The 25,193-nt window shown below is 48.3% G+C and carries 19 protein-coding genes; 15 read left to right on the forward strand and 4 right to left on the reverse strand.

Translation table 11 applies throughout. The annotated features are described in order from the left end of the window. Positions 1–317 precede the first annotated feature (317 nt). The 6 genes from QNH46_RS12100 (at position 318) to QNH46_RS12125 (ending at position 8,617) form a co-directional block, all read left to right on the forward strand. Complete coding sequence (locus QNH46_RS12100; RefSeq protein ID WP_283924540.1) at positions 318–1,343, forward strand: ABC transporter substrate-binding protein; 1,026 nt, start codon at positions 318–320, stop codon at positions 1,341–1,343. An 11-nt stretch (positions 1,344–1,354) separates the two neighbouring features. Further along, entirely contained in the window at positions 1,355–2,362 is a 1,008-nt protein-coding gene (locus tag QNH46_RS12105; RefSeq protein WP_283928416.1) for a FecCD family ABC transporter permease, read from the forward strand. Beyond that, positions 2,355–3,389 carry a FecCD family ABC transporter permease gene (locus QNH46_RS12110; RefSeq protein ID WP_430691824.1) on the forward strand — a complete coding sequence of 345 codons (1,035 nt, stop codon included), beginning with the start codon at positions 2,355–2,357 and terminating at the stop codon, positions 3,387–3,389. Before QNH46_RS12105 ends, QNH46_RS12110 begins: the two co-directional genes overlap by 8 nt. A 114-nt stretch (positions 3,390–3,503) precedes the next feature. Beyond that, the gene (locus tag QNH46_RS12115) at positions 3,504–4,316 is read left to right on the forward strand and encodes an alpha/beta hydrolase (RefSeq protein WP_283928418.1); all 813 of its coding nucleotides are present in this window, start codon (positions 3,504–3,506) and stop codon (positions 4,314–4,316) included. Between the two features lie 228 nt (positions 4,317–4,544). Beyond that, positions 4,545–6,275, forward strand: coding sequence for an ABC transporter ATP-binding protein (locus QNH46_RS12120; RefSeq protein WP_283928419.1), 1,731 nt, complete (start codon positions 4,545–4,547; stop codon positions 6,273–6,275). A 236-nt stretch (positions 6,276–6,511) separates the two neighbouring features. Then, the gene (locus QNH46_RS12125) at positions 6,512–8,617 is read left to right on the forward strand and encodes a serine hydrolase domain-containing protein (protein WP_283924541.1); all 2,106 of its coding nucleotides are present in this window, start codon (positions 6,512–6,514) and stop codon (positions 8,615–8,617) included. Positions 8,618–8,670: 53 nt separating this feature from the next. Here the strand turns inward: QNH46_RS12125 and QNH46_RS12130 are convergent, their stop codons facing one another. Beyond that, positions 8,671–9,408 carry a glycosyltransferase family 2 protein gene (locus tag QNH46_RS12130; protein ID WP_283924542.1) on the reverse strand — a complete coding sequence of 246 codons (738 nt, stop codon included), beginning with the start codon at positions 9,406–9,408 and terminating at the stop codon, positions 8,671–8,673. Between the two features lie 201 nt (positions 9,409–9,609). Between QNH46_RS12130 and QNH46_RS12135 the strand changes: the two genes are divergently transcribed. The 5 genes from QNH46_RS12135 to QNH46_RS12155 are packed head-to-tail and all read left to right on the forward strand — an operon-like array spanning position 9,610 to position 15,370. After that, entirely contained in the window at positions 9,610–10,344 is a 735-nt protein-coding gene (locus tag QNH46_RS12135) for a glycosyltransferase (RefSeq protein ID WP_283924543.1), read from the forward strand. 57 nt (positions 10,345–10,401) lie between these two features. Further along, on the forward strand, positions 10,402–12,951 hold the full coding sequence (locus tag QNH46_RS12140; protein WP_283924544.1) for a glycosyltransferase: 2,550 nt from the start codon (positions 10,402–10,404) through the stop codon (positions 12,949–12,951). Continuing rightward, positions 12,908–13,603: a glycosyltransferase family 2 protein gene (locus tag QNH46_RS12145; RefSeq protein WP_283924545.1), complete on the forward strand. Its 696-nt coding sequence runs from the start codon at positions 12,908–12,910 to the stop codon at positions 13,601–13,603. Before QNH46_RS12140 ends, QNH46_RS12145 begins: the two co-directional genes overlap by 44 nt. A gap of 17 nt (positions 13,604–13,620) precedes the next feature. Beyond that, positions 13,621–14,730 carry a DegT/DnrJ/EryC1/StrS family aminotransferase gene (locus tag QNH46_RS12150; protein WP_283928420.1) on the forward strand — a complete coding sequence of 370 codons (1,110 nt, stop codon included), beginning with the start codon at positions 13,621–13,623 and terminating at the stop codon, positions 14,728–14,730. Then, positions 14,723–15,370, forward strand: coding sequence for an acetyltransferase (locus QNH46_RS12155; RefSeq protein ID WP_283924546.1), 648 nt, complete (start codon positions 14,723–14,725; stop codon positions 15,368–15,370). The genes QNH46_RS12150 and QNH46_RS12155 overlap by 8 nt, the downstream gene beginning before the upstream one ends. A gap of 87 nt (positions 15,371–15,457) precedes the next feature. Here the strand turns inward: QNH46_RS12155 and QNH46_RS12160 are convergent, their stop codons facing one another. Together QNH46_RS12160 and QNH46_RS12165 are read right to left on the reverse strand one after the other, a co-directional pair. Then, the gene (locus QNH46_RS12160; RefSeq protein WP_283924547.1) at positions 15,458–16,516 is read right to left on the reverse strand and encodes a glycosyltransferase; all 1,059 of its coding nucleotides are present in this window, start codon (positions 16,514–16,516) and stop codon (positions 15,458–15,460) included. Positions 16,517–16,532: 16 nt separating this feature from the next. Further along, a complete protein-coding gene (locus QNH46_RS12165) occupies positions 16,533–17,972 on the reverse strand; it encodes a glycosyltransferase (protein ID WP_283924548.1) in 1,440 nt (479 codons plus the stop codon). A gap of 343 nt (positions 17,973–18,315) precedes the next feature. On the opposite strand from QNH46_RS12165, the gene QNH46_RS12170 reads away from it, so the two are divergent. The 3 genes from QNH46_RS12170 to QNH46_RS12180 all read left to right on the forward strand — a co-directional run bounded on the left by QNH46_RS12170 (position 18,316) and on the right by QNH46_RS12180 (position 22,436). Further along, positions 18,316–19,506, forward strand: a complete 1,191-nt coding sequence (locus tag QNH46_RS12170; RefSeq protein ID WP_283924549.1) for a cytochrome P450 family protein — start codon at positions 18,316–18,318, stop codon at positions 19,504–19,506. A gap of 387 nt (positions 19,507–19,893) precedes the next feature. After that, positions 19,894–21,621, forward strand: coding sequence for a proline--tRNA ligase (locus QNH46_RS12175; protein ID WP_283924550.1), 1,728 nt, complete (start codon positions 19,894–19,896; stop codon positions 21,619–21,621). 95 nt (positions 21,622–21,716) lie between these two features. Then, positions 21,717–22,436, forward strand: a complete 720-nt coding sequence (locus tag QNH46_RS12180) for a YebC/PmpR family DNA-binding transcriptional regulator (protein WP_283924551.1) — start codon at positions 21,717–21,719, stop codon at positions 22,434–22,436. A gap of 85 nt (positions 22,437–22,521) precedes the next feature. On the opposite strand, the gene QNH46_RS12185 is transcribed toward QNH46_RS12180, so the two are convergent. Beyond that, positions 22,522–23,403 (reverse strand): TetR/AcrR family transcriptional regulator, encoded by an 882-nt coding sequence (locus QNH46_RS12185; protein WP_283924552.1) that lies wholly within the window; start codon positions 23,401–23,403, stop codon positions 22,522–22,524. A 186-nt stretch (positions 23,404–23,589) separates the two neighbouring features. Between QNH46_RS12185 and QNH46_RS12190 the strand changes: the two genes are divergently transcribed. Then, the gene (locus tag QNH46_RS12190; RefSeq protein ID WP_283924553.1) at positions 23,590–25,074 is read left to right on the forward strand and encodes an MDR family MFS transporter; all 1,485 of its coding nucleotides are present in this window, start codon (positions 23,590–23,592) and stop codon (positions 25,072–25,074) included. Positions 25,075–25,193 lie beyond the last annotated feature (119 nt).

Raw genomic sequence — 25,193 nt, forward strand, 5'->3', positions numbered from 1 at the left:
ATGAGATCCATTTATTTTACGACCTATACGATCTATACGAAGACCTGTACGACAGGTTAGTATATCCAAACAGCTTATATAAGAGGAGCTAAAGAATAGGAGCTGGCAGCCATCTATATCACTATTGGGATAGCTCCTGTTTTGCTTGTCTTGGCTGTTGTATCGTATCAGGACCAAGATGGAAATCGTCCAAACACCTTCTGGATTTAGTCTATGTTCCATTAGAAAAAGGCGGCCTATAATTTGTAATTGAGAATGATTATCGATGAAAAAGATACAATTCTCAAGGATGATCGAAGATGAGGGGAGAGCAAGACATGTTAAAGAAATCAACGTTTCTAGCTATAGCGTTGGGGGTGATGCTTGGTTTATCCGCGTGTGGAGCCAAGGAAGAGGTCAAGCCGGCTAACGCGGGTACAACCCTTCAGCAAACGGAGAATTCCGCTTCATCTGCCGGCAATTCCGCGAACAAGGACGGGCATGCACCGGCTGAGACAAGAACGATCAAATATTTGGGGCAGGAATACACAGTGCCGGCCGAGGTCGAGAAAATCGTCATTACCGGTTCGGTAGAGTCGATGGAGGATGCTCTCGTACTCAACGTTAAACCGGCGGGCGCGATGACGATGGGAGGTTCTTTCGAGCCGTTATTTGCGGAAATAACTGCAGGAGCAGTCGCGATCGGGGAGAAGACGCAGCCGAACGTCGAAACGATTCTGAAGCTGGCGCCGGACGTTATTTTGGCCAGTACGAAGTTTCCCGCTGAGACGCTGGAGAAGCTGGGCAAGGTCGGCCTGACGATTCCTGTCTCACATATTTCTACGGACTGGGAAGCAAATTTGAAGCTGCTTGCCGAACTTGCAGGCGAGGAAGAGCAAGCGGATCAATTGCTTGCATCGTACAAGCAAGAGGCCGCTGAACTGAAGGAGACAATCGAACCAGCCCTTAAAGGTAAAAGTGTGCTGATGATCCGGCTGCGTGCCGGCAATATGATGATCTACCCGGAGGACGTCTTCTTTAATCCATCGCTTTACGAAGATCTGGGAGCGGATGTACCAGAGGAAGTAAGGCAGGCGAAGGCGCAGCAAATGATTTCACTGGAGAAGCTGTCTGAGATGAATCCGGATTACCTGTTCGTCCAATTCTCAGAGGCAGAGAACAAGGACTCGCCAAAAGCGCTGGAAGAACTGCAGAGCAACCCGATCTGGAGCAGCATCAATGCGGTGAAAAACGGCAATCTGTTCGTGAACATGGTTGATCCGAGCGCTCAAGGCGGTACGGCTTACAGCAAAATTGCGTTTCTCGAAGCCATCAAGAACAGCAAATTGGCTGAAGCGAAGTGACGGAGACGGGTATGCGGGCAAGGCATTCTGCAGCTGTCCTGATCCTAGGGAGCTCTCCGTTTCTAATCGTGTTTACGATTGTGATATCCGTGATATATGGCGCAAAGAACATCGATATAGGCACGATTCGAGAAGCGCTGTTTCATTTCGATGCAGGGAATGTGAATCATCAAATCATCATCCATTCCCGAGTGCCTAGAGCTGTTGGGGCACTGCTCATTGGCGCTTTTCTCGCCATATCCGGGGCATTAATGCAGGGGATGACAAGAAATTATCTTGCATCCCCTTCTATTATGGGCGTCGCGGACGGTTCGGCATTTGCCATCACGCTCTGCATGGTATTTATGCCGGATTCTACCTCGTCGGAAATGATCCTGTATTCGTTCATCGGCTCGGCGCTCAGCATCGTGATCGTCTTTGGGCTTGCCTCGCTGCTCCCTGGCGGATTGTCCCCGGTACGCATGGCGATTCTGGGTACGATCATCGGCACGTTTCTGAGCAGCTTATCCGCGGCGATTGCAGCTTATTTTCAAATTTCACAGAATATCAGTTTCTGGTACAATGCGCGGCTGCATCAATTGAACCCGGAGCTGATCAAACTGGCGGTACCGTTTGCCGTCATAGGCATTGTGCTGGCCATCTGGCTGTCCAAGTCCATCACCATACTGAGCCTCGGTGAAGAAATTGCCCTCAGTCTCGGACAAAAAACGAATTTGATTAAATTCGCGACCATGCTAACCGTCGTCATTCTGACGGGGATCTCGGTAGCTCTTGCGGGCAAAATCGCGTTTGTCGGTTTGATTGTGCCTCATATCGTCCGTTTTCTGACCGGTGTAAATTACAGGTGGATCATTCCCTGCTCCGGCATCGTCGGAGCGCTGTTTCTGGCACTTTGCGACGTACTTAGCCGTTTTTTGAATTATCCCTATGAAATGCCGATTGGCGTAGTTACGTCCCTGCTTGGTGTTCCTTATTTCCTTTATTTAATTCGATCCAGGGGGGATGGGAAGCGTGTATAGACCAAGGAATCCACGTTTTGCCGGGGTGTTTATGATTGGACTTGCCCTGGTTCTCGCGGCGGCGTATATCAGTCTGACGAACGGCACCTTCGATATCGGAATCCGGGATGTCGTCCGGACGCTGCTGCGCATTCACCCCCAGCCGGAGCACGATTTGGTTATTTTTGAGTTTCGGCTGCCGCGGATCGTCATTGCGCTGCTTGTCGGGGCTGGGCTAGGGTTGGCTGGAGCCGTCATTCAGAGTATTACCCGCAATGGATTGGCCGATCCCGGCATTTTGGGGATTAATTCTGGCGCAGGGGCGGCCATGGTTATGTTCCTCTTTTTCTATCAAGGACAAATCCGAGGGGACGGGTGGCTGTCTATTCTGGCGATGCCGCTTTTTGGCTTGGCAGGCGGGCTGATTGCTGCGATGCTGATTTACATGTTCTCTTGGAAAAACGGCCGGCTGGAGCCGCAGCGGCTGCTGCTTACCGGCATTGCGATCGGCTCGGGCTTAAGCGCCGTTTCCCTGTACCTGACTTTGAAAATGAACCCTGGCGATTTTGAAATGGCCGCGGTCTGGAATATGGGCAGCATTTATAACGCCAACTGGAAATATATCATTTCCATGCTTCCCTGGCTTCTGCTTCTCGGACCGCTCATTGTGTGGAAGTCGTACATGCTCGATTTGTTCCAGCTGGATGAAGACAGCGTGATTAGCGTGGGGATTGCCTCGGAAAAAGAAAAAGCCTTGCTCTTGCTGTGCAGCATCGGCATTGTCAGCGCCTGCGTGTCCGTCTCGGGCGGGGTCGGCTTTGTCGGATTGATGGCCCCGCATATTGCAAGGCGCCTTGTTGGCCAGGCGCACCGGCACATGCTGCCGGTTTGCGGCATAGTGGGGGCGCTGCTGGTCATGCTGGCGGATTATATCGGCAGGACGGCATTTGCTCCGTCGGAACTGCCGGTAGGCGTTGTTATAGCCTTGCTTGGCGTGCCCTATTTCATCTTTCTGCTCTACAGAGCCAAAGGCCGGGGCATTGCCTGAATGCGACTCTGCCGCAGCAGCTAGCGAGTTGCTCTAGATCAATGAAGAAGGAGAGTGGTTTCGTTGGAAAATATTAATCAGTCATTTACATTGCCGAATACGCAGTATTGGGATATGCGCTCAACGGCAGCGAACCGCGATTATCGCATTTTTGCCTTTAAGCCGGAGGAAGCGCCGCCTTCAGGCGGCTATCCGGTCATCTATTTGCTAGACGGAAATGCGCTATTTGCTACTACGGTGGATGCTGTCCGTGCACAATCCCGTGTACAGAAGAAAACCGGTGTGTCTCCCGCCGTTGTGATCGGCATCGGCTATCCGGGCGATGCGCTATTTGATCCTGCGCGCTACTATGATTACACGATGCCGACGCAGCCTGATCAGATTATTCCGGGACCGGGGGGCAAGCCGTGGCCGGAGCTGGGCGGCGTCAATGAGTTCATTGCCTTCATCGAGCAGGATCTGAAGCCGGAGGTGGAACGTCAATTTCCCATTGATGACGGCAGACAGGCTGTAATGGGGCATTCCCTTGGCGGCTTGTTCGTGCTGCAGGCTCTGTTCGGTCATCCGCATTTATTTCAGAACTATATTGCGGGCAGTCCCTCGATTCATTGGAACAAGTCCTATATGGCTGAAGCGGAGCAGAGATTTGTATCCCGTATGGGGCAGGGAGCTGGGCAGGCGGATAGCTCAAGCAGGCCCAAAAAGCTAAGCTTGCTGATTACAGCAGGGGAGCTGGAGCAGTCACATCCCAGCCGAATGGTCGAGAACGCGAGCGGGCTCGCTGACCGACTGGCGAAGCTGGCTGAGCAGGGATCTGAGCTGCGCGTGGAATATTGCGTGTTTGCCGGGGAGAGCCACATCTCGGTGCTGCCCGCCTTGATCAGTCGTGCGGTCCGCTTTGCGCTCGTTCAAGCAGCAAACGGCTAGCTGCGCCAAGCTAGCATGTGAAAGCAGCTTCTATGAGAATCGTTCAGTTTGTACAATAGCGATTTCGCAAATGTGTATTGTAGCTTCGAGCAACGTGGGTTACAATGGCAATAATATTTGGCCGTCACCTCCAGGTTTGAGGGAGAGGGGCGGCCATTCCGGAATCTCCAGCCTAGCTGCTGTGAAAAAAATAAAATAGAGAGGGGCTGGAATGAACCAATGAGTATGATGATTCGCCGTTTTTTTGCTTACTACCGGCCCTATAAGGGCTTGTTCCTGCTTGATTTCGGCTGCGCCTTGATCGCCGGCCTGCTGGAGCTGGGTTTTCCTTTGGTCGTAAACCGGTTTGTGGATGATTTACTGCCCAATGAAGAATGGAATCTGATCGTATGGGCATCGCTGGGATTGCTGGCATTATATCTGTTAAATACGGTTCTGATGTATATTGTCAATTACTGGGGGCATATGCTCGGGATAAATATCGAAACGGATATGCGCAAAAAGCTGTTTGATCATATTCAGAAACTAAGCTTCCGTTTTTTCGATAACACGAAGACAGGGCATCTGATGTCGAGACTGACGAACGACATGATGCAAATTGGCGAAATGGCTCACCATGGACCCGAGGATCTGTTCATAGCCGTCATGACGCTGGCCGGCTCTTTCACGCTCATGCTTACGATTAACTGGAAGCTGGCGGTTCTCACCTTTGTTGTCGTTCCCGTCATCATTTGGCTTGTCGTGTATTTTAACGGCAAAATGACCAAGGCGATTCATCAGCTCTTCACCGACGTCGGCGACTTTAACGCGCGTGTCGAAGATAACGTCGGCGGTATTCGCGTGGTGCAGGCGTTTGCGAACGAAGAGCATGAGAAGGAAAGATTCGCAGTGAATAACGGCCGGTTCCGTCTGACGAAATTGTTCTCCTATAAGCTGATCGCCAAGAACAGCGCCATCAGTTACATGATGATGCGCCTGGTGACGCTGTTTGTCATGGTTTGCGGTACGTGGTTCGTCATTCGCGGCCAGTTGTCCTACGGCGAGTTTGTCGGCTTCCTGCTGTTGACGAACGTCTTCTTCCGGCCGATTGAGAAAATCAATGCGATCATCGAGAGCTACCCGCAAGGCTTCGCAGGCTTTAAGCGCTATGTCGAGCTGCTCGATACCGAACCGGATATTGCGGATAGGCCGGATGCCGTGGAGATCAGCGAACTGCGAAGGGAGATTCGCTATGAGGGTGTGTCCTTCGGATACGATAGCGAATCGTCTGTACTAATCAATATTAACCTGACGATTCGTCAAGGCGAGACGGTGGCCTTTGTCGGACCTTCTGGTGCCGGCAAGACGACATTGTGCAGCCTGCTGCCGCGTTTCTATGAAGTGCAATCAGGAGCGATTACAATAGACGGCGTAGACATTCGGGACATCAAGATGCAGTCGCTGCGCCATCAGATCGGGATCGTGCAGCAGGACGTGTATTTATTTACAGGAACTATTCGCGAAAATATACTGTACGGCAAGCTGAATGCATCGGAAGAGGAGATCTGGGTGGCGGCGCGCCGGGCCCGACTGGACGAATTTATCCGATCCCAGCCTGACGGCATGGAGACGGTTATAGGTGAACGGGGCGTGAAGCTGTCCGGCGGACAGAAGCAGCGTCTCGCGATCGCGCGGATGTTCCTCAAGAATCCGCCGATTCTCATTCTGGATGAAGCGACCTCTGCGCTGGATACGGAGACGGAGCAGGTCATTCAGCAATCACTGGCCGAATTGTCTGCAGGCCGTACAACGCTTGTAATCGCCCACCGGCTGGCAACGATCAAAAATGCTGACCGCATCGTCGTCGTCAACGAGGAGGGCATTGCCGAGCAGGGAACGCATGAGGAGCTGCTCGCAGCTCGCGGCCCGTACAGCCGTTTGCATCAAGCGCAGTTTCAAAGCGCGGTCGGAGCTCTGTAATGCGGCTTATCTAGGTAAGCATGCTATACCGTACCAACTATAATGGATATGAAGAATCCGCATTGGATGCGGATTCTTTTTTTTGCGATGGAGGCTTACATAGAGTTCCTGGTAAGTGAATCGGAATGTCTCCGCATACATTTTCATACGAATATTATTGGCCCGTTGAACGAAACCGGTACTCTCGGCGTATTATCTATGATTTGCCATTATAACTAGGATTGAGAGGGAGAGAGATGAACAAAAAAGGACGTATCGCCGTATCGATTATGCTTGCTGCGAGCCTGCTCATGCCGATGGGAAGTGTGGCGGCAGACAGTGGGATTGGGACAGAGTATGAGAGCTCCAAACAGCATTTCAGCCGGGAATACAAGGTTACTAGAGATACTGCTTCCAAGAAGGCCAAGCTGCTGGTAGAATCCTATGCTACAAACAGTGTGCAGTATGCGCTGATCGATCAGGGGGACATCGTAATTTCCGGGGTAGCCAGCAACGATGCGGGGAAGGGAAAGGCTGAGGTATCTGCCACGACGATGTATGGCATCGGGTCCACCAGCAAAATGTTTGCCGCAGCTGCAGTTATGAAGCTAGTTGATGAGGGCAAGGTAGATTTGGACGTTCCCGTCGTCAACTACATAACGGATTTCAAAATGAAAGACCCGCGCTATAAGCAAATCACGCCGCGCATGCTGCTGAATCACTCCTCCGGGCTGCAGGGGGGCGCCCTTAGCAACACGTTCTTGTTCGAGGATAACGACACTTACGCGCATGATCAGTTATTGGCGCAGCTTGCCGAGCAGAATTTGAAAGCTGACCCGGGCGCATTCTCGGTATATTGCAATGACGGCTTCACGCTGGCTGAAATTTTAGTTGAGCGTGTCAGCGGGCTCAGCTTCACGGATTATATTCACACGGCCTTTACAAAGCCATTAAACATGAAGCATACGAAAACGCCGCAGGATCATGTTAAAACGAGCCAGTCGGCACCGTTATACTTTCCGGTATATCCAGGGCGGCTGCCAAATGAAACTGTCAATGTCATCGGTTCGGGCGGTATTTATTCTACAGCAGAGGACTTGGCAAAATTCTCGCAAATATTTACGGGTCAGGTCGATTCGATCATCAGTAAAAAATCGGTCAAAGCGATGCAGCAGGAAGAATTTAGAAGAGGATTGTGGCCTAAGGAAGCGGATTCGGCGTTTGGGTTCGGGCTTGGCTGGGACACGGTAAATATGTTCCCGTTCAGCGAATATGGCATTCAGGCGCTGTCCAAGGGTGGTGACACGATGCTGTACCATGCTTCCCTCGTGGTGCTTCCAGAGCATAATATGGCTGCCGCAGTGGTCTCATCAGGCGGGAGCAGCATGACAGATCAATTGCTTGCCAATGAAATCCTCCTTAGCGCACTTCAAGAAAAAGGTGTTATTCCTGAACTGAAACCGGAGAAATCGCATGGACTCCCTGTCAAGGCGGCCATGCCGAAAGAGGCTGCTGAGCATGCCGGCATCTACGGAGTGAGCAACGCACTAATGAAAGTGGACATCACCGAAGATAGCGAAATGATTGTATCCGTACTTAATATACCGGATTATCCGGTCGAGAAGTATGTCTATACGGCGGATGGTTCTTTTGTCAAAGAGGATGGCACAACCAAGGCAAGTTTTGTTCGTGAAAAGAACGGGCGCACCTATTTATGGCTCAGAGCCTATTCCACGCTGCCTGGCTTAGGGCAGACGGCGATATCTCATTATGCCGCAGAGAAGCTGGAGGCGCATTCCTTGCCGGCCGAGGCACAAGCGGCTTGGAAGGAAAGGGAGGGGAAGAAATATTTCGCGGTTAATGAGAAGTATTCCTCTGTTCTGTATTTGGCAATGATGCCTGTCCAGACTGTGGAGATATTCCCGGAGGCGCCGAATTACTTGCTCAACCGCAAAATGATCGATGCGAACAGAGCGGTCAGCGAGCTGCAAATTCCAGCCATGGGCGGAAGGGATACGATGGATTATAATTTCTTCAGCCAGAGCGGGCTGGAGTATTTAGAAATCGGCGGAAGCTTGTTTGTTCGCGAAGAAGCCGTCAAACCGCTTTATTCCGGATCGCGTTCCTTCCTCACCATTCAAGAAGAAGGATTTGCGAGATGGCTCTCCGTTCCCGAAGCGGCGGCGGGTAAGACGATGAAGGTAACAGTGCCATCCAATGGTTCGTTTGCCGTCTATGATGAGCATGGGATCTGCTTGAACTTCGAACGCGTCAGCGGCAGCAATACCGTAAACCTGCCGAACAACGGCACGATTGTATTTGCGGGCGATAAAGGGGCAACATTCCAGATCGAGTTGAATTGAATTTAAGAGATCAGTAAAAAGGGTGGGCTGATAAATGATCAGCCCATCCTTTTTCATGCGTTTTTAGCAACGATCCCATTGCCTTGATAGCTCCATTTGCGATTAAACCGGGCTTCGCTGTGCACCCAATACTGCTTGATCGCTTCCTCGCGTTCCGGATTGGGGTAGTATTCATGATAAATTGTACTGTCTGGACAGAACAGTATTTTGTAACCGCAATAAATGGCGTTAAAGCAATAGTCCGTTTCTTCAAAATAGTGAAAATATTGTTCGTCTAATAAACCAAGTTTATCCAGCAATTGCCTTTTTAATAAAAAACAAGCTCCGTTTATTGCCAGACATTCTCTGGTTTCTTCCAAGATCCCTGGTTCATTGGGACATAAAAAATAAGGAGAGGTCCAATCCATGTTCGTCCCAACACCGACTAATTGGTTGGAGCTATTTATTAATTTGGGAGCGACGATCGCTGTTTGTTCATCCCTCCATAGGGCGTCTATTAGAGGCGGCAGCCAACCTTTCGTTACGAATACGTCGGGATTCATAATCACGATCGTTTCTGAGGAACCGTTCACGATTCCGAGGTTAACCGCACTGGCGAACCCCTTGTTACGGCCGTTTTGGATCAGCTTGATATCGGGGAAGCTTTGTAAGTACTCCATAGTACCGTCCGTACTCCCGTTATCGACAACGATGATGGCATAGTCAGATGGCGTATATGTTCTTATGGCATCAAGGCAACGCTGAATGTAAGAAGCTGAATTGTAGGTTACAATCACGAGATCTGTCTGCACAAGATATCGCCCTTTCTGTATTCAATCTCATTTAGGTTCCATATTTCTTCAACATATGCGCAGGGGGCGGCAAATGATTGAGGCAGCCAACCATTTTCGGTCAATAGGTTGTTTTGTGCAGTAAAAGGGCAAATGCCGATGTTCCCCTTCAAACCAGGGGAATAGACTGTGAATTATATGATATTTGGAGTGTGGTGACAGATGACTATTACGGTAATTACACCCGTTTTGAACGAGGAGACTTTTTTGAGGCTATTTCTGGAGAGGGTGACGTCCTTTGCCGACGAGATTCTTATCGTTGATGGGGGAAGTAGTGATAATTCCATCTCCATTATCAAGTCATTTATGAGGAAGCACAACATTCGCTTATTTAGCAATAAACAGGGAACTGCTTATACGGATGAATGGAATGAATCTGAAGTTAGAAATTTTTTGGTGGATCAGGCGCAGGGTGAATGGATTGCCAATATTGATGCGGATGAAATATTCGATGATGCCTTCGAATCGGTCATCCCCGGCATATTAGCCCATACGACCTCCCATGTGCTGAGATTCCCGATTGTTAATTTCTGGAAGGACCCATGGACGGTGCGCGTTAATGCACTCAATGACGAGAGATGGTCGAATGATATCATCCGTATGTGGCGAAACGGGATCGGCATACGTTATCGTGACCAGAAACATCACTGTACACTTAAGGGGCCCGAAAGCGACATTTGGGCGCTGCCGTCTGAACGCATTGAAGTACCGATTTATCATTATCATTATGCTTTCGGGAAGAGATTCAAATTTAACGACAATCGCCGTGGAGATGTTAATTTATATGACAATATAGGCGATCCGGACTGGTCGTTCCAGCACGGCGAATATGAGATCAGAACTGTACCATTCTCGGGGCAGCATCCCCGAACCATTCGCAATTATTTAGGAATATAGACCAAGGCGGAAAGGTGGATCAATGTGTACACGAGAGAGCAGCGAAGGTTACTAAGAATGTTAAGCGGGGCCATTCGATGGAAGAAAGGCAGACGACGGGCAAGACTACAAAGAAGGGCGTTGCTGCGTAAGATACAGTACTGGGAAGCGACAAGAAACAATAGGATTCGAGCCCAGCAGAATCGGGATGCTGTAAGTCTACCAAGTCCCGCTTTGCCCATAGTTTCGCCTGCTATTCCGGTTCAGCCGGAATCCCCTGCGAGCGTTGAAACGTTGAGCGAAAAATCAATCAAACCAGCGTTTTCATATGAACCACCAAAAAATGATTATAAGCTGAAACCGTTGAATTCTCCATTAGATCCTAACAATATCACTCTCTTTCGTTTTCCGATTATTGACTGGGGTTACCGATGGCAAAGGCCGCAGCATATTTGTCAGCAGTTCGCCAGGCATGGGTATAGGGTGTTTTATTTCGCGATAGAAACAATGCCGATCGGCAGTGCTGAGGCTACATTCGAGGACATTCAAGCTGTGCTGCAGATTCGAGAAGCGGAGGAGAATGTCTGGCTTGTTCAATTGTGCTCGCATAACAGTCTTAACGCTTACCGCGATACAATCCATGATCCGCTTGATAAACAATATATGAAATGGTCGATTGAGGCCCTGAGACAAAAGTTTAATATCGGACAAACGGCATCTATCGTCGATCTTCCGTTCTGGTCTATGCTTGTATTCGATCTGGAGGATAACAAAGTCATTTATGATTGCATGGACGAACATGCCGGGTTTTCAAATACATCCGATGAGCTGCTAGCACTGGAGCCTTCTCTAATGAATAGGGCCGATGCCATCGTTGCTTCGTCCGATGTACTCTATCAAAAAGCGCGAAGTCTAAATCCGTCTGTTCATTTAATCCGGAATGCGGGAGAATTTGCACATTTTTCAATGAAGCCAAGTTACACGCCCATTGATATTGCGAAGGTTCATCAACCGATTGTCGGTTATATCGGTGCCATTGCTGACTGGTTTGACATGGCATTGGTGTATGAGCTTGCAAAAAACAATCCAGATTGGAATTTCGTATTGGTTGGCGATACGTACTATAGCGATACTTCAAACATAATGAAGCTGGGAAATGTGTTCATCCTAGGCGAGAAACAGTATCACGAGCTGCCAGCATACCTGCATGCTTTTGATGTCTGCATCATTCCATTTATTATCAATTCCCTGACCTTGGCAACAAATCCGGTAAAGGTATACGAATACCTGTCTGCTGGCAAACCTGTCGTAGCCACGCCGTTGCCAGAGCTCGCCCCGATGAATGAATATGTATCTCTTGCAAGCGGGCTGAAGGAATTTGAAGCAGCTATCGCTAGAGGACTTCAAGAGAATGGTGAAGAGCAAGCAAGAGCAAGGGAAAGGCGCCGGCAATTTGCAGCTGAGAATACGTGGGAACACCGGTACAAGGACTTTCACACCATTATTCTTACCGCGCTCTATCCAAAAGTTAGTGTAATTGTTGTGACTCACAATAATTGGATATTCACGGAACGCTGCTTAAATAGTTTGCTGCGGCACACCGCATATCCGCGATTTGAAATCATAGTGGTCGATAATGCATCTACCGACGAGACGCCAGCCCGCTTGCTGCAGCTGAGTTACCCCGACATTAAAACGATTCTGTTATCTGAAAACAATGGCTTCGCTGAAGGAAATAACATCGGTATTTTGAATGCTACCGGGGATTATGTTGTGTTGTTGAATAACGATACGATCGTATCCCAGGATTGGCTGCCTCGTTTACTGCGTCCTTTCAAGACAGATCCGCAAATCGCAGCCGTTGGTCCCATGTCCAACTATGTTGGGAATGACCAGAAGCTAGATTTCTTTGTCGGAGATGAAAATCATGGTGCAAACGAAGTTTGGCTCAATGAATTCTATGAGTTGTACGACCGAAGAATCCGATATACGGAAATGCTTGGTTTCTTCTGCGTCGCGATTAAGAAAGAGATATTCAAGGAATTAGGACCACTGGATAAGAAGTTCGGAACGGGCATGTTTGAGGACGATGATTACTGCCTGCGAATGCGGCACGCTGGCTATAGACTAGCCGTAGCGGAGGATGCGTTTGTTTATCATAAGGGCAGTGCAACGTTCAACCAATGGGATGAAAAGCAGAAGAACAGTTTGTTTCAGCACAATCAGTCCTTTTTTGAAAGTAAGTGGGGCAGAAAGTGGGAGCCGCATAAGATGCCTCAATCCTTGTTTATCAATATTGCCGACCCGGATACAATCGCAGAAATCGTCGCTGCCCATTCAAAAACGGCTGTATTTGCTTCCTGTCCCGAGGAGTGGAACAATCCGCAGGAAGAATGGCAGCGCAAGCTGCTGCAATTATGCAACGAGGATACGCTTGTTATTGCCCGCGTGGGCAGTTATTTGGGCCAACCGATTCATGGAATTCGCAAGATTGGCCCGCAATTGTATTTTACCAATCATATGGAGTTATTACAGAAGGTAAAATTTAAGCATATTTATGACTTTAGACCATTCGCGCCTGGGGGTGAGCTCATTGGTAACGAGCTTAGACTACTTACAAGCGTCTAGTACCGATGAATACAAGCAAGTTTATGAAATGGAACAGCCGCTAGTCACGATTTGTATCCCCACATATAACCGCGCCGATTCATTATTGAACCTCAGTTTGAAATCAGCCGTGAAGCAAACCTACACGCATTTGGAAATTATCGTCATCGGAGATTGCTGCACCGATCATACCGAAGAAGTCATTCGCCAGTTCAATGATCCAAGAATCATATTTGAAAACCGGGAGAGCCGTGGCGAGTATCCGGCCGAGACCTATCAACACTGGCTGGTGGCTGGAAGCATCCCTACAAATCGCGCGCTCGAGCTGGCTTCAGGCCAATTTATAACTCACCTGGACGATGATGATGAGTTTGCTGAAGACCGAATTGAGAAGCTGGTAAACTTCGCAAAAGAAACTCGCGCAGACTTGATATATCACCCATTTTACTATTATGTCGTTCCGGAGCACTGGGTGGTGAATGATGCAGAGCCGCTGATGTGCGCCAAAATAACAACTTCGTCCATGTTCTATCATCACTGGTTAAAATGTGTTCCTTGGGATCCAAAATCCTACCTGCTCAATGAGCCCGGGGATTGGAATAAAGTCCGGCGCATGTTAGAGCTTGGAATCAAGACGGCAAGACATCCTGAGCCTTTGACTAAGAAGCATTAGGGAGTTGTGATGTGTTAATGGAGTATATTCCGTTTCTAAAGCCGAAGTTGGTTCCCAAACAATACTATCAACGTTATTTGGACGAAATCGATGAATCAAGAATATATACGAACAATGGTCCTTTGAACAAAAGATTTGAAGAGCGTATTCTCAAGGAACACTTTAATCATACGGGGGCCGTCGTCACGGTCAGCAATGCGACAATAGGTCTACTATTGGCTATTTCCCAATTGAAGCGGCAAGGCAAATATGCTCTGATGCCCAGTTTTACCTTTCCAGCTACACCGCTGAGTGCGATGTGGTGCGGGCTGGAGCCTTATTATATCGACATCGACCCTGAACACTGGTGCATGGACGAACACAAGCTGGAACTTGCACTGGAGAAGCTCGGGGATGAGGCAGCCGTGGTGGTTCCTTACGCAACGTTTGGCACACAGTTTGATCTGGCTTACTATGAATCGTTGATCCGGCGCGGCATTCCCGTTGTTATTGATGCTGCTTCAAGTTTCGGTACGACCACGGAAGAGCAGGATATCACCAGTTTTAGAGGAGCTATCGTGTATAGCTTCCATGCTACGAAATCCTTTGGAATTGGCGAAGGAGGCATTGTATATAGCGGAGATCGCGAGTTAATTCAAAGTATACGACGCTCCACGAATTTTGGATTTAATGAGGATCGGTCGTCAGGGCAGTTGGGATTGAATGGCAAAATTTCTGAATATACGGCTGCCGTAGGACTGGCGACTTTAGATGTGTTCTCTGAGAAGATTAAAATTAGGGAGAAGATCGGAGAATGGTACAAGGAAGCGTTAAATGATTATAAATTATTAGAATCAGGCTGGAAGGTTCAAGCGATTGCAGGCAAAATCGCCTATCAATTTTATCCGGTATTATGTCCGGATGATCAAGAAAACAGGTATTACGTCGATAAATTGCAAGCATCGGCCATCCAGGTCAGAACTTATTTCTCACCGCCTTGTCACCGGCATAAAATGTTCAATTCCCATCCCCGTACATCGCTAGCGGTTACGGAGGACATCAGCCGGCGGATTCTTAGCTTGCCCGTCTGGGAAGATATAAGGCAGGAACAGGTTGATCGTATTGTCAGGAGCTTGATCCATGAGTAAGCCCAATTTAATGATTTGGGGCTGTGGCGGCATGGGGCGGGAAATTCTCGCCCTGTGCGAGGCATTAGGCCGACACGTGATAGGCTTCCTTGATGAACGTATAGAAATGCGGGGACAATTCGTAGACCATGTTCCCGTGCTCGGAGATATAGCACATATCGCTAAATACAGAAATGAAGCGGAAATCATTTGTTCTGGAGTAGGCGACCCGGCCCTGAAGCGGAAATTCGTATACAAAACGAAGGAGGCTGGCTTTCGATTCGCCCCCGCGTTGGTTCATCCATCCGTGAACGTTCCTAAGAACAGCCGGCTGGGGGTCAATAGTATTCTTTGCGCAGGATCTATAGTAAGCATAAATGTCCAGGTCGGCAATTTCGTCATCGTCAATACGAATGTTACGCTGGCGCACGACGTTTCGGTTTCTGATTATTGTACGATATCGCCAGGAGTCAACGTTAGCGGCCATGTCACTGTAGAAGAAGGCGTTTTTATCGGCACAGGGTCAGCTATTCGCGAGAAGGTCAGCATTGGAGCTTGGTCCATGATCGGGGGCGGTTCTTTTGTTGCAAATGATGTCCCCCCTCATGTTCTTTATGCAGGAGTTCCGGCTGTATTCAAGAAGACAAGGACGAATCTTTAATGATGAATCCCCTTGCGGTAAAACATGGATTGACTAACCATGCCCTCATGGTTGCAACCCAAGGTTCTACGAAAGGGGATTTTGTAATTACCGTTTAGCGAATATATGGGTCAGTTTGGCTTTGACAATTTTCTTCATGTCAAAAACTGATTTGACGGTTTTTGCGCCTTTTGCCGCTATCTGCCTAGCTTTGGGAATATGATCCCTGATCCAGTATAGAGCGTAGAGTAGAGAAATTTCGTTAGCATCGATTTGGATATAATGAATTCCCTCTTTTAATATCAGCTGGTCATTGCGCGGATTCGTTGTCACCAGAAGACATCCTGTAGCCATGGCATCTACAGCGGCCGTCGTGGGAAAACCATCTAAAGCCATGTGATCGCTAGTACTACAATTGATGAACACATGGCAGCTTTGGTATAGCATCTTTAATTGCTCGGGGGCAAGTAATCCATGGAAGGTAATGCGTTTATTTATGAAGCAGCCAAGCTGATCCTCCCAATTGCCCACAAGATGAAGATGGAAATCATCAGAGTTAAGAAGATTATAAGCTTGCACAAGCAGCGGAAATCCTTTTCTAGGATAATTAAAAGCGCAGAAAACAAGCTGAATGGGACCTGCCCATGATCTTGCAGCGTAATGATACCATTTTGTATTAATGACAACAGGTTGATAGATACTCGATTCCATTTTTAACAGAACATCTTCAATATTCGTGAAGACGGTGGAGCAATGACTGGCAACAATGTCTAGAAATTCGGCTCTTGTATCTTGTACGAGACCTCCGCCGGGGTAGAGCGTCGTATGCAGCCTAATCTGCCGTTCGATCAAAAATGACCGAATGTCCAAATGTGGATTTGACCCCGGCATATGAGTTCCATCGGGGAGGGTGCATGCTCCCAGCAAACTTAGGACCAAATTCAAAAAAACACAATAGACATCTGTAATTTGTTCAGAAATGGCTAAATCCATAAATTGAGAAAAGGGATGCACGATCGCAGGGAAATCGTCCGTGTAAGGTTCAGTGGCAAAAAACAGGGTATCCGGACGCTGGACATGCATCTGAACATTTTCCCAATATCGAAACCCGCTGAGCTTCCAAGGAAATTGGGTATCAATGATGGCAAGGCGGGGCTTTGGTCGCATGGATGGATATCGTTACCTATAGCTTGCGGACAAGCCGCATGCTGTTATAGTCGCATAAATAAACATAGTCATCGCCTGCGCACATTTCATCAACCGCTTGTGTAACCCCAGGAAGCTCAGCCCATTCGTATCCAGGGCAGTCTTTATACGAGTAGTCGTGGAAGGCGATAATCCCACCGGGAACAACTCTAGAAGCATAGTGTACAATATCGTGAACAACCCCGTCGTAGCTGTGATCTCCGTCGACGAAAAGCGCTGCGATCTTGGTCGGGCAGTCGTCATAAGCCTCTTGGCTAGGTTTTTTGATTTTGTGAATATGAGGTTCTAGCCCGGCATTTCGAATGTTTTCGTCAAAATCATGTTCATAGTTTACAGGTAGAGCAGGGTGGTAGAAGGGATCGATAATGTGAATAGAACGTTTGCGCGTGGTTAGATATTGGCTGCTTAGGCCTAGTGCTATTGCGCTCTTTCCTTTGAAGGTGCCGATTTCAACAATTTCCCCGTCCAAATGATCTACAAGCAAAGGCAAATGGAGAAGACCTAGAATTTCGAGCTCCATTAAGTAACCTTCGGTTTTCTTGACGATTTCAAGCACTTCGGAAAACTGATATTCTCCATTCAAACTCATTGTATTCCAGCGCTCCTTTTTGATTGCTTTTTTGGGATCGATGTTTACCTCATATTCACGTGAATGCTTCTCAATTAAGGACAAAGCCGCATTTTCTTTGAAGGATGGTGCTCCAGCAAATTCATTTAATTTCTTCTCATAGTAAAACAAAAAACTCTTGCGCATATCCTGATCATATTCTTGGATAAACCGTATGCGATTCTCCTCGTATTTGGACAAATCAGCCACCCCGCAGTCATGAACTGTCCATGCGGTGTCCTGTGAAGGGATGCCAACCTCATAACCTGCTCTAGCAAATTCCAAGCATTGTGACAAGTCATAGAAATCCCAATCCTGAAATAAATCCTCACGCCAAGGAATATCCGACTGTGTCATGATTAGCAAGCCATCGACTGCAGCGACAGGCTGGTAAGAGCGGCCTGCTTCACCATTGTTGAAGGCAAGGAGTTCCATCTTGCCAGAGTGGCTTCCGTATACCTGGCCATAATTCTCTGCGGCTTCCCACCACATCCCGCTTGGCGGAATGTAGGCTGAACCGATTACTCCCATAAGCCCGAGATGCGGATGCTGTTGAAAAATACGAATCGTATCAACTAGGAAATTTTCATGAATAATGTAAACATCCTGATGCAGATATACTTTATATTTGGCATCGGACTTACGCATTGCTCTATTGTAGCCGGAGGTTATGCTTTGAGCCCCGGATATCGAAATAATTTCGATTTCGAATCCGTCAGGGATGTGGAGAGCCGAAATATGGCGAAGTGATTCCTGCAACACATCTTGTTGGCTGACGCAATAAATGAAGCATATTTTATGTGAGTCCATGGCCTATGGCATTGTTCTCCTCTCATATTTGGTATGTCTCCATATCACTTTATATGATGCATGTTTCGAATGTGCTTATTTGTTAGACTATACAATTTAAAATGGGTATGAATAGATGCCAGTTGATCAATCGTATGAGCCTTCATGCCGGTCAGCAGGGTTGAATCCCGGATATCGCTTGGATGCGGATAGAGGGGGATTTTTGGCGAAATCTCCTGTCTGACGCCTATCGCATTGTAAAAACAGGAAAATTCACGCATATTTGCTATCGCTGTTAACGACATGGTAATATTTTCTTGTAGCTGTTCAACAATTTCAAGTGAGGAGAGAGGAGACTATTTCCATGCAGACCAATTCGTCCTTAAGTGAAAATTTGTTTACTGAAGCATTCACGCAAAATCCGTTTCCGACCTATGAACAAATGAGAGAGAAAGAACCGATTATGCGTATGCTGTTTCCCGATGGGCGTCATGGCTGGATTATCGCCAAGTACAGCGATGCTGTTGAAGTTTTGAAGGACCCTCGTTTTGTGAAGGATACGAGGAATGCTGGGATTGAAGAAGATATGATCTTTATCAATAATAATATGTTGTTCTCCGATCCGCCGGATCATAAGAGATTGAGAGGATTGGTACAAAAAGCCTTTACGCCGCAGCTGATTTCCGGCATGAGGGAACGGGTTCAGCAAATCGCCGATGAACTGCTGGCGGAGGTAGAAGGCCAGGAGTCGATCCATCTGATCGATGAATATGCATTCCCACTGCCGATCATCGTAATCAGCGAAATGCTGGGCGTGCCGAATTCGGATCGAGATAAGTTTCGGGTCTGGTCGAATGCGCTTATCGAGCGCTCTGGACGGGTGCCTGATGAGGACTTGCGCAATTTAATCATGGAGTTCAGGGAGTATTTGGCGGACTGGTTTTCCAAAGTGAGACAACAGCCGGGCAATGATTTGATCAGTCAATTAATTATTGCGGAGGAACAAGGAGATCGGCTTACAGAACATGAGCTGTTTAATCTGGTTATGCTGCTTATCATCGCTGGTCACGAAACGACCGTCAATTTGATCGGCAATGGCATGCTTGCGCTGCTCCAGCATCCGAACCAGCTTCGTTTACTACAGAGCCGGCCCGAGTTGATTCATACGGCAATCGAAGAAATACTGCGGTACAATGGTCCCGTTGAATTCAGTACAGGCCGTTGGGTTAAGGAGGACCTTGAATTCAAGGGTGTATCTATGAAAAGAGGAGAATCAGTGATTATTTCCCTGAGCTCGGCAAACCGTGACCCGGAGCAGTTCAACGATCCCGATCTTTTTGATATTTCAAGGGAGAAGAGCCCGCATCTGGCCTTTGGCAAAGGCATCCATTTATGTCTCGGTGCGCCGCTCGCCCGGCTGGAAGGGGAAATTGCGATCAACACTCTGCTGAAGCGATATCCGAATATTCGGCTCAAAGTCGATGTAAGCGAGCTGGAATGGCGGCCGGGAATGATCGTCCGGGGAGTTAAGGAAATACCGTTATATTTGGCGTAAGTCGTATTGACTATATTCTTGTAATCAGGTATTTTGTATTAAATGCTTATATAGTCCAAGATCTGTATACACATAACATATCACAATAGCTTAGACCAAGGCAGCGGTTCTTGACTCGCCGTCCAGAGAGGAAATCCCCTGGCTGAAAGGATTCCCATCGCGGGAGAACCGGCTCCTACCTTGTGAGTTGTAGCGGGAACCCTCTAAGTGCCGAGACTAACCGCTACCGGCATACGCCGTTATCGTACTGAGGATCGTCAGCATCTTTCATGCTGCGGTTATAAATAGGGTGGTACCACGACACATTCGTCCCTGACGAATGTGTCTTTTTGTTTTTGTTGTTGCTTTTGTTAGTCGGCGAATTGAAGAATGAGGAGGGTGTACAAAATGAAACAAAGCAAGTTATTGCTAAACACGCTGCGTGAATCACCAGGTGAAGCAGAGGCAGCGAGTCATCAGTTGCTGATTCGGGCTGGATTTATCCGGCAGCTGGCATCAGGCATCTATACTTATTTGCCCCTTGGAAGGCGCGTGCTTCGCAAAATCGAGCAAATCGTTCGCGAAGAAATGGACGCGGCGGACGCACAGGAACTGCTAATGCCGGCCATGCAGCCTGCAGAGTTGTGGAAGGAGTCGGGCCGATATTCTCTTTACGGGCCGGAACTGATTCGGCTGCAAGACCGGCACGACCGCGAATTTGCTCTCGGCCCGACCCATGAAGAGGTGATCACGACGCTTGTGCGCAGTGAAATTAATACTTATCGCAAGCTGCCGGTCATTTTGTATCAAATCCAGACGAAATTCCGAGACGAACGCCGACCTCGGTTTGGACTGCTGCGCGGCAGGGAATTTTTGATGAAGGATGCCTATTCCTTTGATATGGACTGGGAAGGGCTAGATAGAGCTTACTGGAGCATGTTCCATGCCTACGAACGGATATTTCAGCGCTGCGGTCTGAATTTCCGTGCGGTAGAAGCTGATGCAGGAGCAATCGGAGGCGTAGGGGAAACCCATGAATTCATGGCGCTGGCGGATATCGGCGAAGATACCGTAGTAACATGCAGTTTCTGTGATTATGCTGCGAATCTTGAACAAGCGGAGTCGGATAGAGTGACCTTCGGTAGCAATAAGTCGCTATCATCAGATGAGCTTAAGCAGGAAACCGGGCTCGAAGCCGAGAAATTCTATACGCCGAACATTCGCACGATTGAAGAGCTGATAGAGAATCTGCATATTGATCCTGCTGAAATTCTTAAAACCGTAGTCTTTCTCGCGGATGACCGAGCCGTGGCCGTCGTCGTTTCTGGAAGTGACGAAATTAACGAGGTCAAAGTAAAAAACTATTTGAAAGCAGCATCTTTATCCATCGCTGACCCGGATGCGGTCATGAAATTAACGGGAGTAACTACAGGATTTATCGGGCCAAAAGATCTGTCTGTTCCCGTATTGGTCGATCAATCCGTCGTCCATATGACAAAGGCCATTGCAGGGGCTAACGAAAAAGATTACCATTTCAGAAATGTGAATGTGAGGCGTGACATTCCGCTGAACTATGTCGGGGACTTTCGTAATGTGAAGGAAGGGGAGCACTGTCCGCGCTGCAAGGAAGGTACTTTCAAGTTTTACAGAGGAATCGAAGTCGGACATGTTTTCAAACTTGGCACGAAATACAGCGAGCATTTAGGCGCAGCTTTTCTGGATGCCCAAGGGGAGAGCAAGCAAATGATCATGGGCTGCTACGGCATCGGGGTCTCGCGTTTGCTCTCGGCTGTCATTGAACAGCACCATGATGAAGACGGAATGATCTGGCCTATAAGCATTGCGCCGATGCAGGTGCATATCATTCCGGTTTCAGCGAAAGACGAAGTGCAGATGGGTACTGCCTGGCAAGTATATGACCGTTTAATGGAGCATGGGGCTGAGGTTCTGCTCGATGATCGTGATGAGCGGCCGGGGGTAAAATTCAAAGACGCAGACTTGATTGGTTTGCCGATTCGCATCGTCGTTGGCAAAGGTGCTGCTGATGGTTTGGTTGAATTTATGGAACGGAGCCAGCGAGAGAAGGAATTGATCACTCTGGAGGAAGCCGTGGAACGCGTTAAGGGGCTCCTGTAATCGTCCCTCTAAATATATGAGTCCTCCACAATTTTTCAAACGGGCGGAAGATGTTATAATAGGAACGTAAAATAATAAAAGAAAGCGGGAACAACATGGGTCGTAAATGGAATAATATTAAAGAGAAGAAAGCATCGAAGGATGCGAATACGAGTCGTATATATGCGAAATTCGGCGTCGAGATCTACGTAGCTGCCAAGAAAGGGGAGCCGGATCCTGAGTCGAACCGCGCATTGAAGGTCGTGCTTGAACGCGCCAAAACGTATAATGTGCCTAAGGCAATTATTGACCGTGCTTTGGACAAGGCTAAAGGCAGCTCGGAAGAAACCTATGAAGAGCTGCGTTATGAAGGATTTGGGCCAAACGGCTCGATGGTCATCGTAGACACCTTGACGAATAACGTAAACCGGACGGCGCCCGAAGTACGCTCGGCCTTCAATAAAAACGGCGGAAGCATGGGAGTAAGCGGCTCGGTATCCTATATGTTTGATGCTACGGCGGTCATTGGCGTAGCGGACAAAACGATCGATGAAGTTTTCGAGATTTTGATGGAAGCCGATTTGGACGTAAGAGATATTATTGAGGAAGAGGACAATGTGATCGTCTATGCAGAGCCGGATCAATTCCACGCGGTACAGGAGGCATTCCGCAGCGCGGGAATTAACGAGTTTACCGTGGCGGAGCTAACGATGCTCGCTCAGAACTATGTTAATCTTTCGGACGACGCGCAGGCGCAATTTGAGAAATTGATTGACGCGCTGGAGGACCTGGAAGACGTACAGCAGGTCTATCATAATGTGGAGCTCGAGGATTAATCTGGTATGCGCCCATGCATTAAAAAGCAGCTTATTTTCCCTGTTTGGGAGATATAAGCTGCTTTTTTAGCTATATTGAAAATGATCATCGTTCAAATACGAGCTTCTCGATTTGCTTCAGGATATGACGAAGGCCATGTTCCTTCTCCATGAATCCAATCAAGGAGCGGATCAATACGGGCTTGTGCTGCTCCGCTTGCAGGGCGTCCTGGAGCAGCTTCGCGGCTTCCTGCAGCTCGGCTTTTTTGAAATTGGTAATCTGCAGTTCCGGAATGGTTGTCAAAAGATCATTGAGCAGGTCAGGCAGTCTGTGGCGGGTACAAAGAGACTCTCCCTGCAGGGCAGATTGCATGTACGCTTCCATATCTTCCTTTTTCAGCAGCGGAGGTCTGCTGGCAGCTTGCGTATTCGTAGCCATATCCTCCATGCAATGATAAATAAACTGAGCGACTTCGCGCAGATTGAGTGGTTTATTCTCGAATACCATCAGGAAGATGATCTCGCGAATGATCCCGTTATAAATGAAGACAAGATCCCAGACATTGGAGCGGATTCCTTCACCGAACACGCGAATGAGGCTCTCGATATTGCTCTTGAGCAGGCTAGCTCTCATTTGAAATAGAATTGGAGCGACCTTCCCGTCAGGTGTCGAGATTTTCTTGATTTCCTGCATCATGTAGTTGTTATTCAAGAAAAATTCGCACTGGCATTCCGTTTCGCGAATAAAAATCTCCCTCGGCGAGAGCGATTTGTCGCTCTGGATCTGCTCCTTCCGTTGAATCATGCTATCCTGCTGCGAAATTAATATTTCAATCAGGATGTCTTCCTTCGAACTGAAGAAATTATACAGGGAGCCTTTCGCTACGCCGCAGTCATCAGCAATGTTCTGGATTGAGGTAGCAAGATAGCCTTTTTCCAAAAAGAAACGCATGGCTGAATCCAAAATTTTTTGCTTGGTTACACTCAAAATCCCTCACTCTTTCCTTAAAAAATGTTTGACATTGGTTCAAATTTAAGTAGAATTATTGTATTCAATGACCAATTGGTTTTTTAAAAAACCATGCAGTCATGATGAGTTCATTTATTCCCCGTATATATCCTAACATATATTTGGGGAAATCATTACACAGAGAAATGGAGAGAAACATAACTCATGTCCAAAGACGCCATCCATGAACCGGCAGAGTTTTCTATGAAGTCGTTAATAGCTCCTCTGCTGGCGGTTATCCTGGGAATGATCATGGTTATTCTCGATAGTACAGTCATCAATGTGGCTATACCGAATTTGCAGCAATACTTCGCCACCTCGCTAAAGGCCATCCAATGGACGATAACGGGATATACCCTGGCGCTGTCCGCCGTTATTCCGCTTGCGGGCTGGATGACGGATAAGTACGGCGCAAAGAAGGTATTCTTGATTACGATTACCTTGTTTACACTGGGCTCTGTGCTGTGTTCCTTGGCTCAGACGTCCGAACAGCTCGTCATTTTCCGGGTTATTCAAGGGCTGGGCGGAGGCATGGTTGCTCCGATCGGCATGGCCATGGTGTTCAAGCTGGCTCCACCCGATAAGAGAGGGGCGGTCATGGGGATGCTGGGCATTCCGATGCTGCTTGCTCCAGCCATGGGACCCATTTTATCGGGCTGGTTAATTAAAGTCGCTTCATGGCATTGGATATTCCTGATCAATCTGCCGATCGGCATCGCTGCGATGATTGTCGGTATTAAATTCCTGCCTAAGTTCGAAAGCAAGAAGGTTCCCGGACTGGATATCCTGGGGATGATCCTGGCACCGATCGCGTTTGCGACGCTGGCATTTGGCGTAAATGAAGGGGGAACGGACTGGTCTTCCCCGGTTACGTTAACGGCACTTCTTGTCGGAGGCACTGCGCTCATTATTTTTATCATCGTAGAATTGAATAAGAAGGAACCGCTGCTCGAGCTGCGTGTCTTTGGATCTTCTGATTTCACCAGGGGCGTGCTTCTGTCCTGGATCGTGCAAATTGCGCTGTTCGGCGCGATTCTGATGGTGCCGCTCTATTTGCAGAACGTAAGGGGATTTACGCCGCTGCAGAGCGGGTTCACGACGCTGGCCCAGGCCTTGGCTTCCATGACGATGATGCCGATTGGAGGAAGATTGTTTGATAAATGGGGAGCACGACCGCTCGCCATGACCGGATTGACGCTGATCTCTACAGCGTTGTTCCTGCTCTCGCAAATCAAGGTGGACACCGCGATAATAATGGTTGTAGTGCCGCTCATTCTCATGGGGGCAGGGATGGGCATGACGATGATGCCGCTGAATACGCATATTCTAAATTCAGCGCCGCGCAAGCTCGTGAACCGGGTCACCCCGTTAACCTCGGCAACTCAGCAGGTGGTCACTTCCTTTGCTATCGCCGGATTGACCGGCTATTTAACTTCAAATATAACGAAGCATATGACGGCACCGGAGACAGCCGGAGATGTCATGGCGAGTTCTACATTGGCCTTTGGAGATACTTTTTTTCTGACGGCGTGTATTGCGGTTGCCGGGCTGCTGCTCAGCATCCTGCTGCGCAAGCCGAAGAACAAGTCAGAGGATGAGCTATCCGAGAACGAGTCGATGCCGGATGCCAAAGCCATGATTTCACATTAAGCAGAATGGAGCTATCGGCCCTCAGACCTTCTATCTCTATAGAAGGTTTGGGGGCCTTTCATATGTTCGCTACGCGTTATTTTGACATTGTTCACAAGTGAGCCTGCTATTAAACTACT

This window comes from Paenibacillus woosongensis (assembly GCF_030122845.1).
GTDB classification, from domain to species: domain Bacteria; phylum Bacillota; class Bacilli; order Paenibacillales; family Paenibacillaceae; genus Fontibacillus; species Fontibacillus woosongensis_A.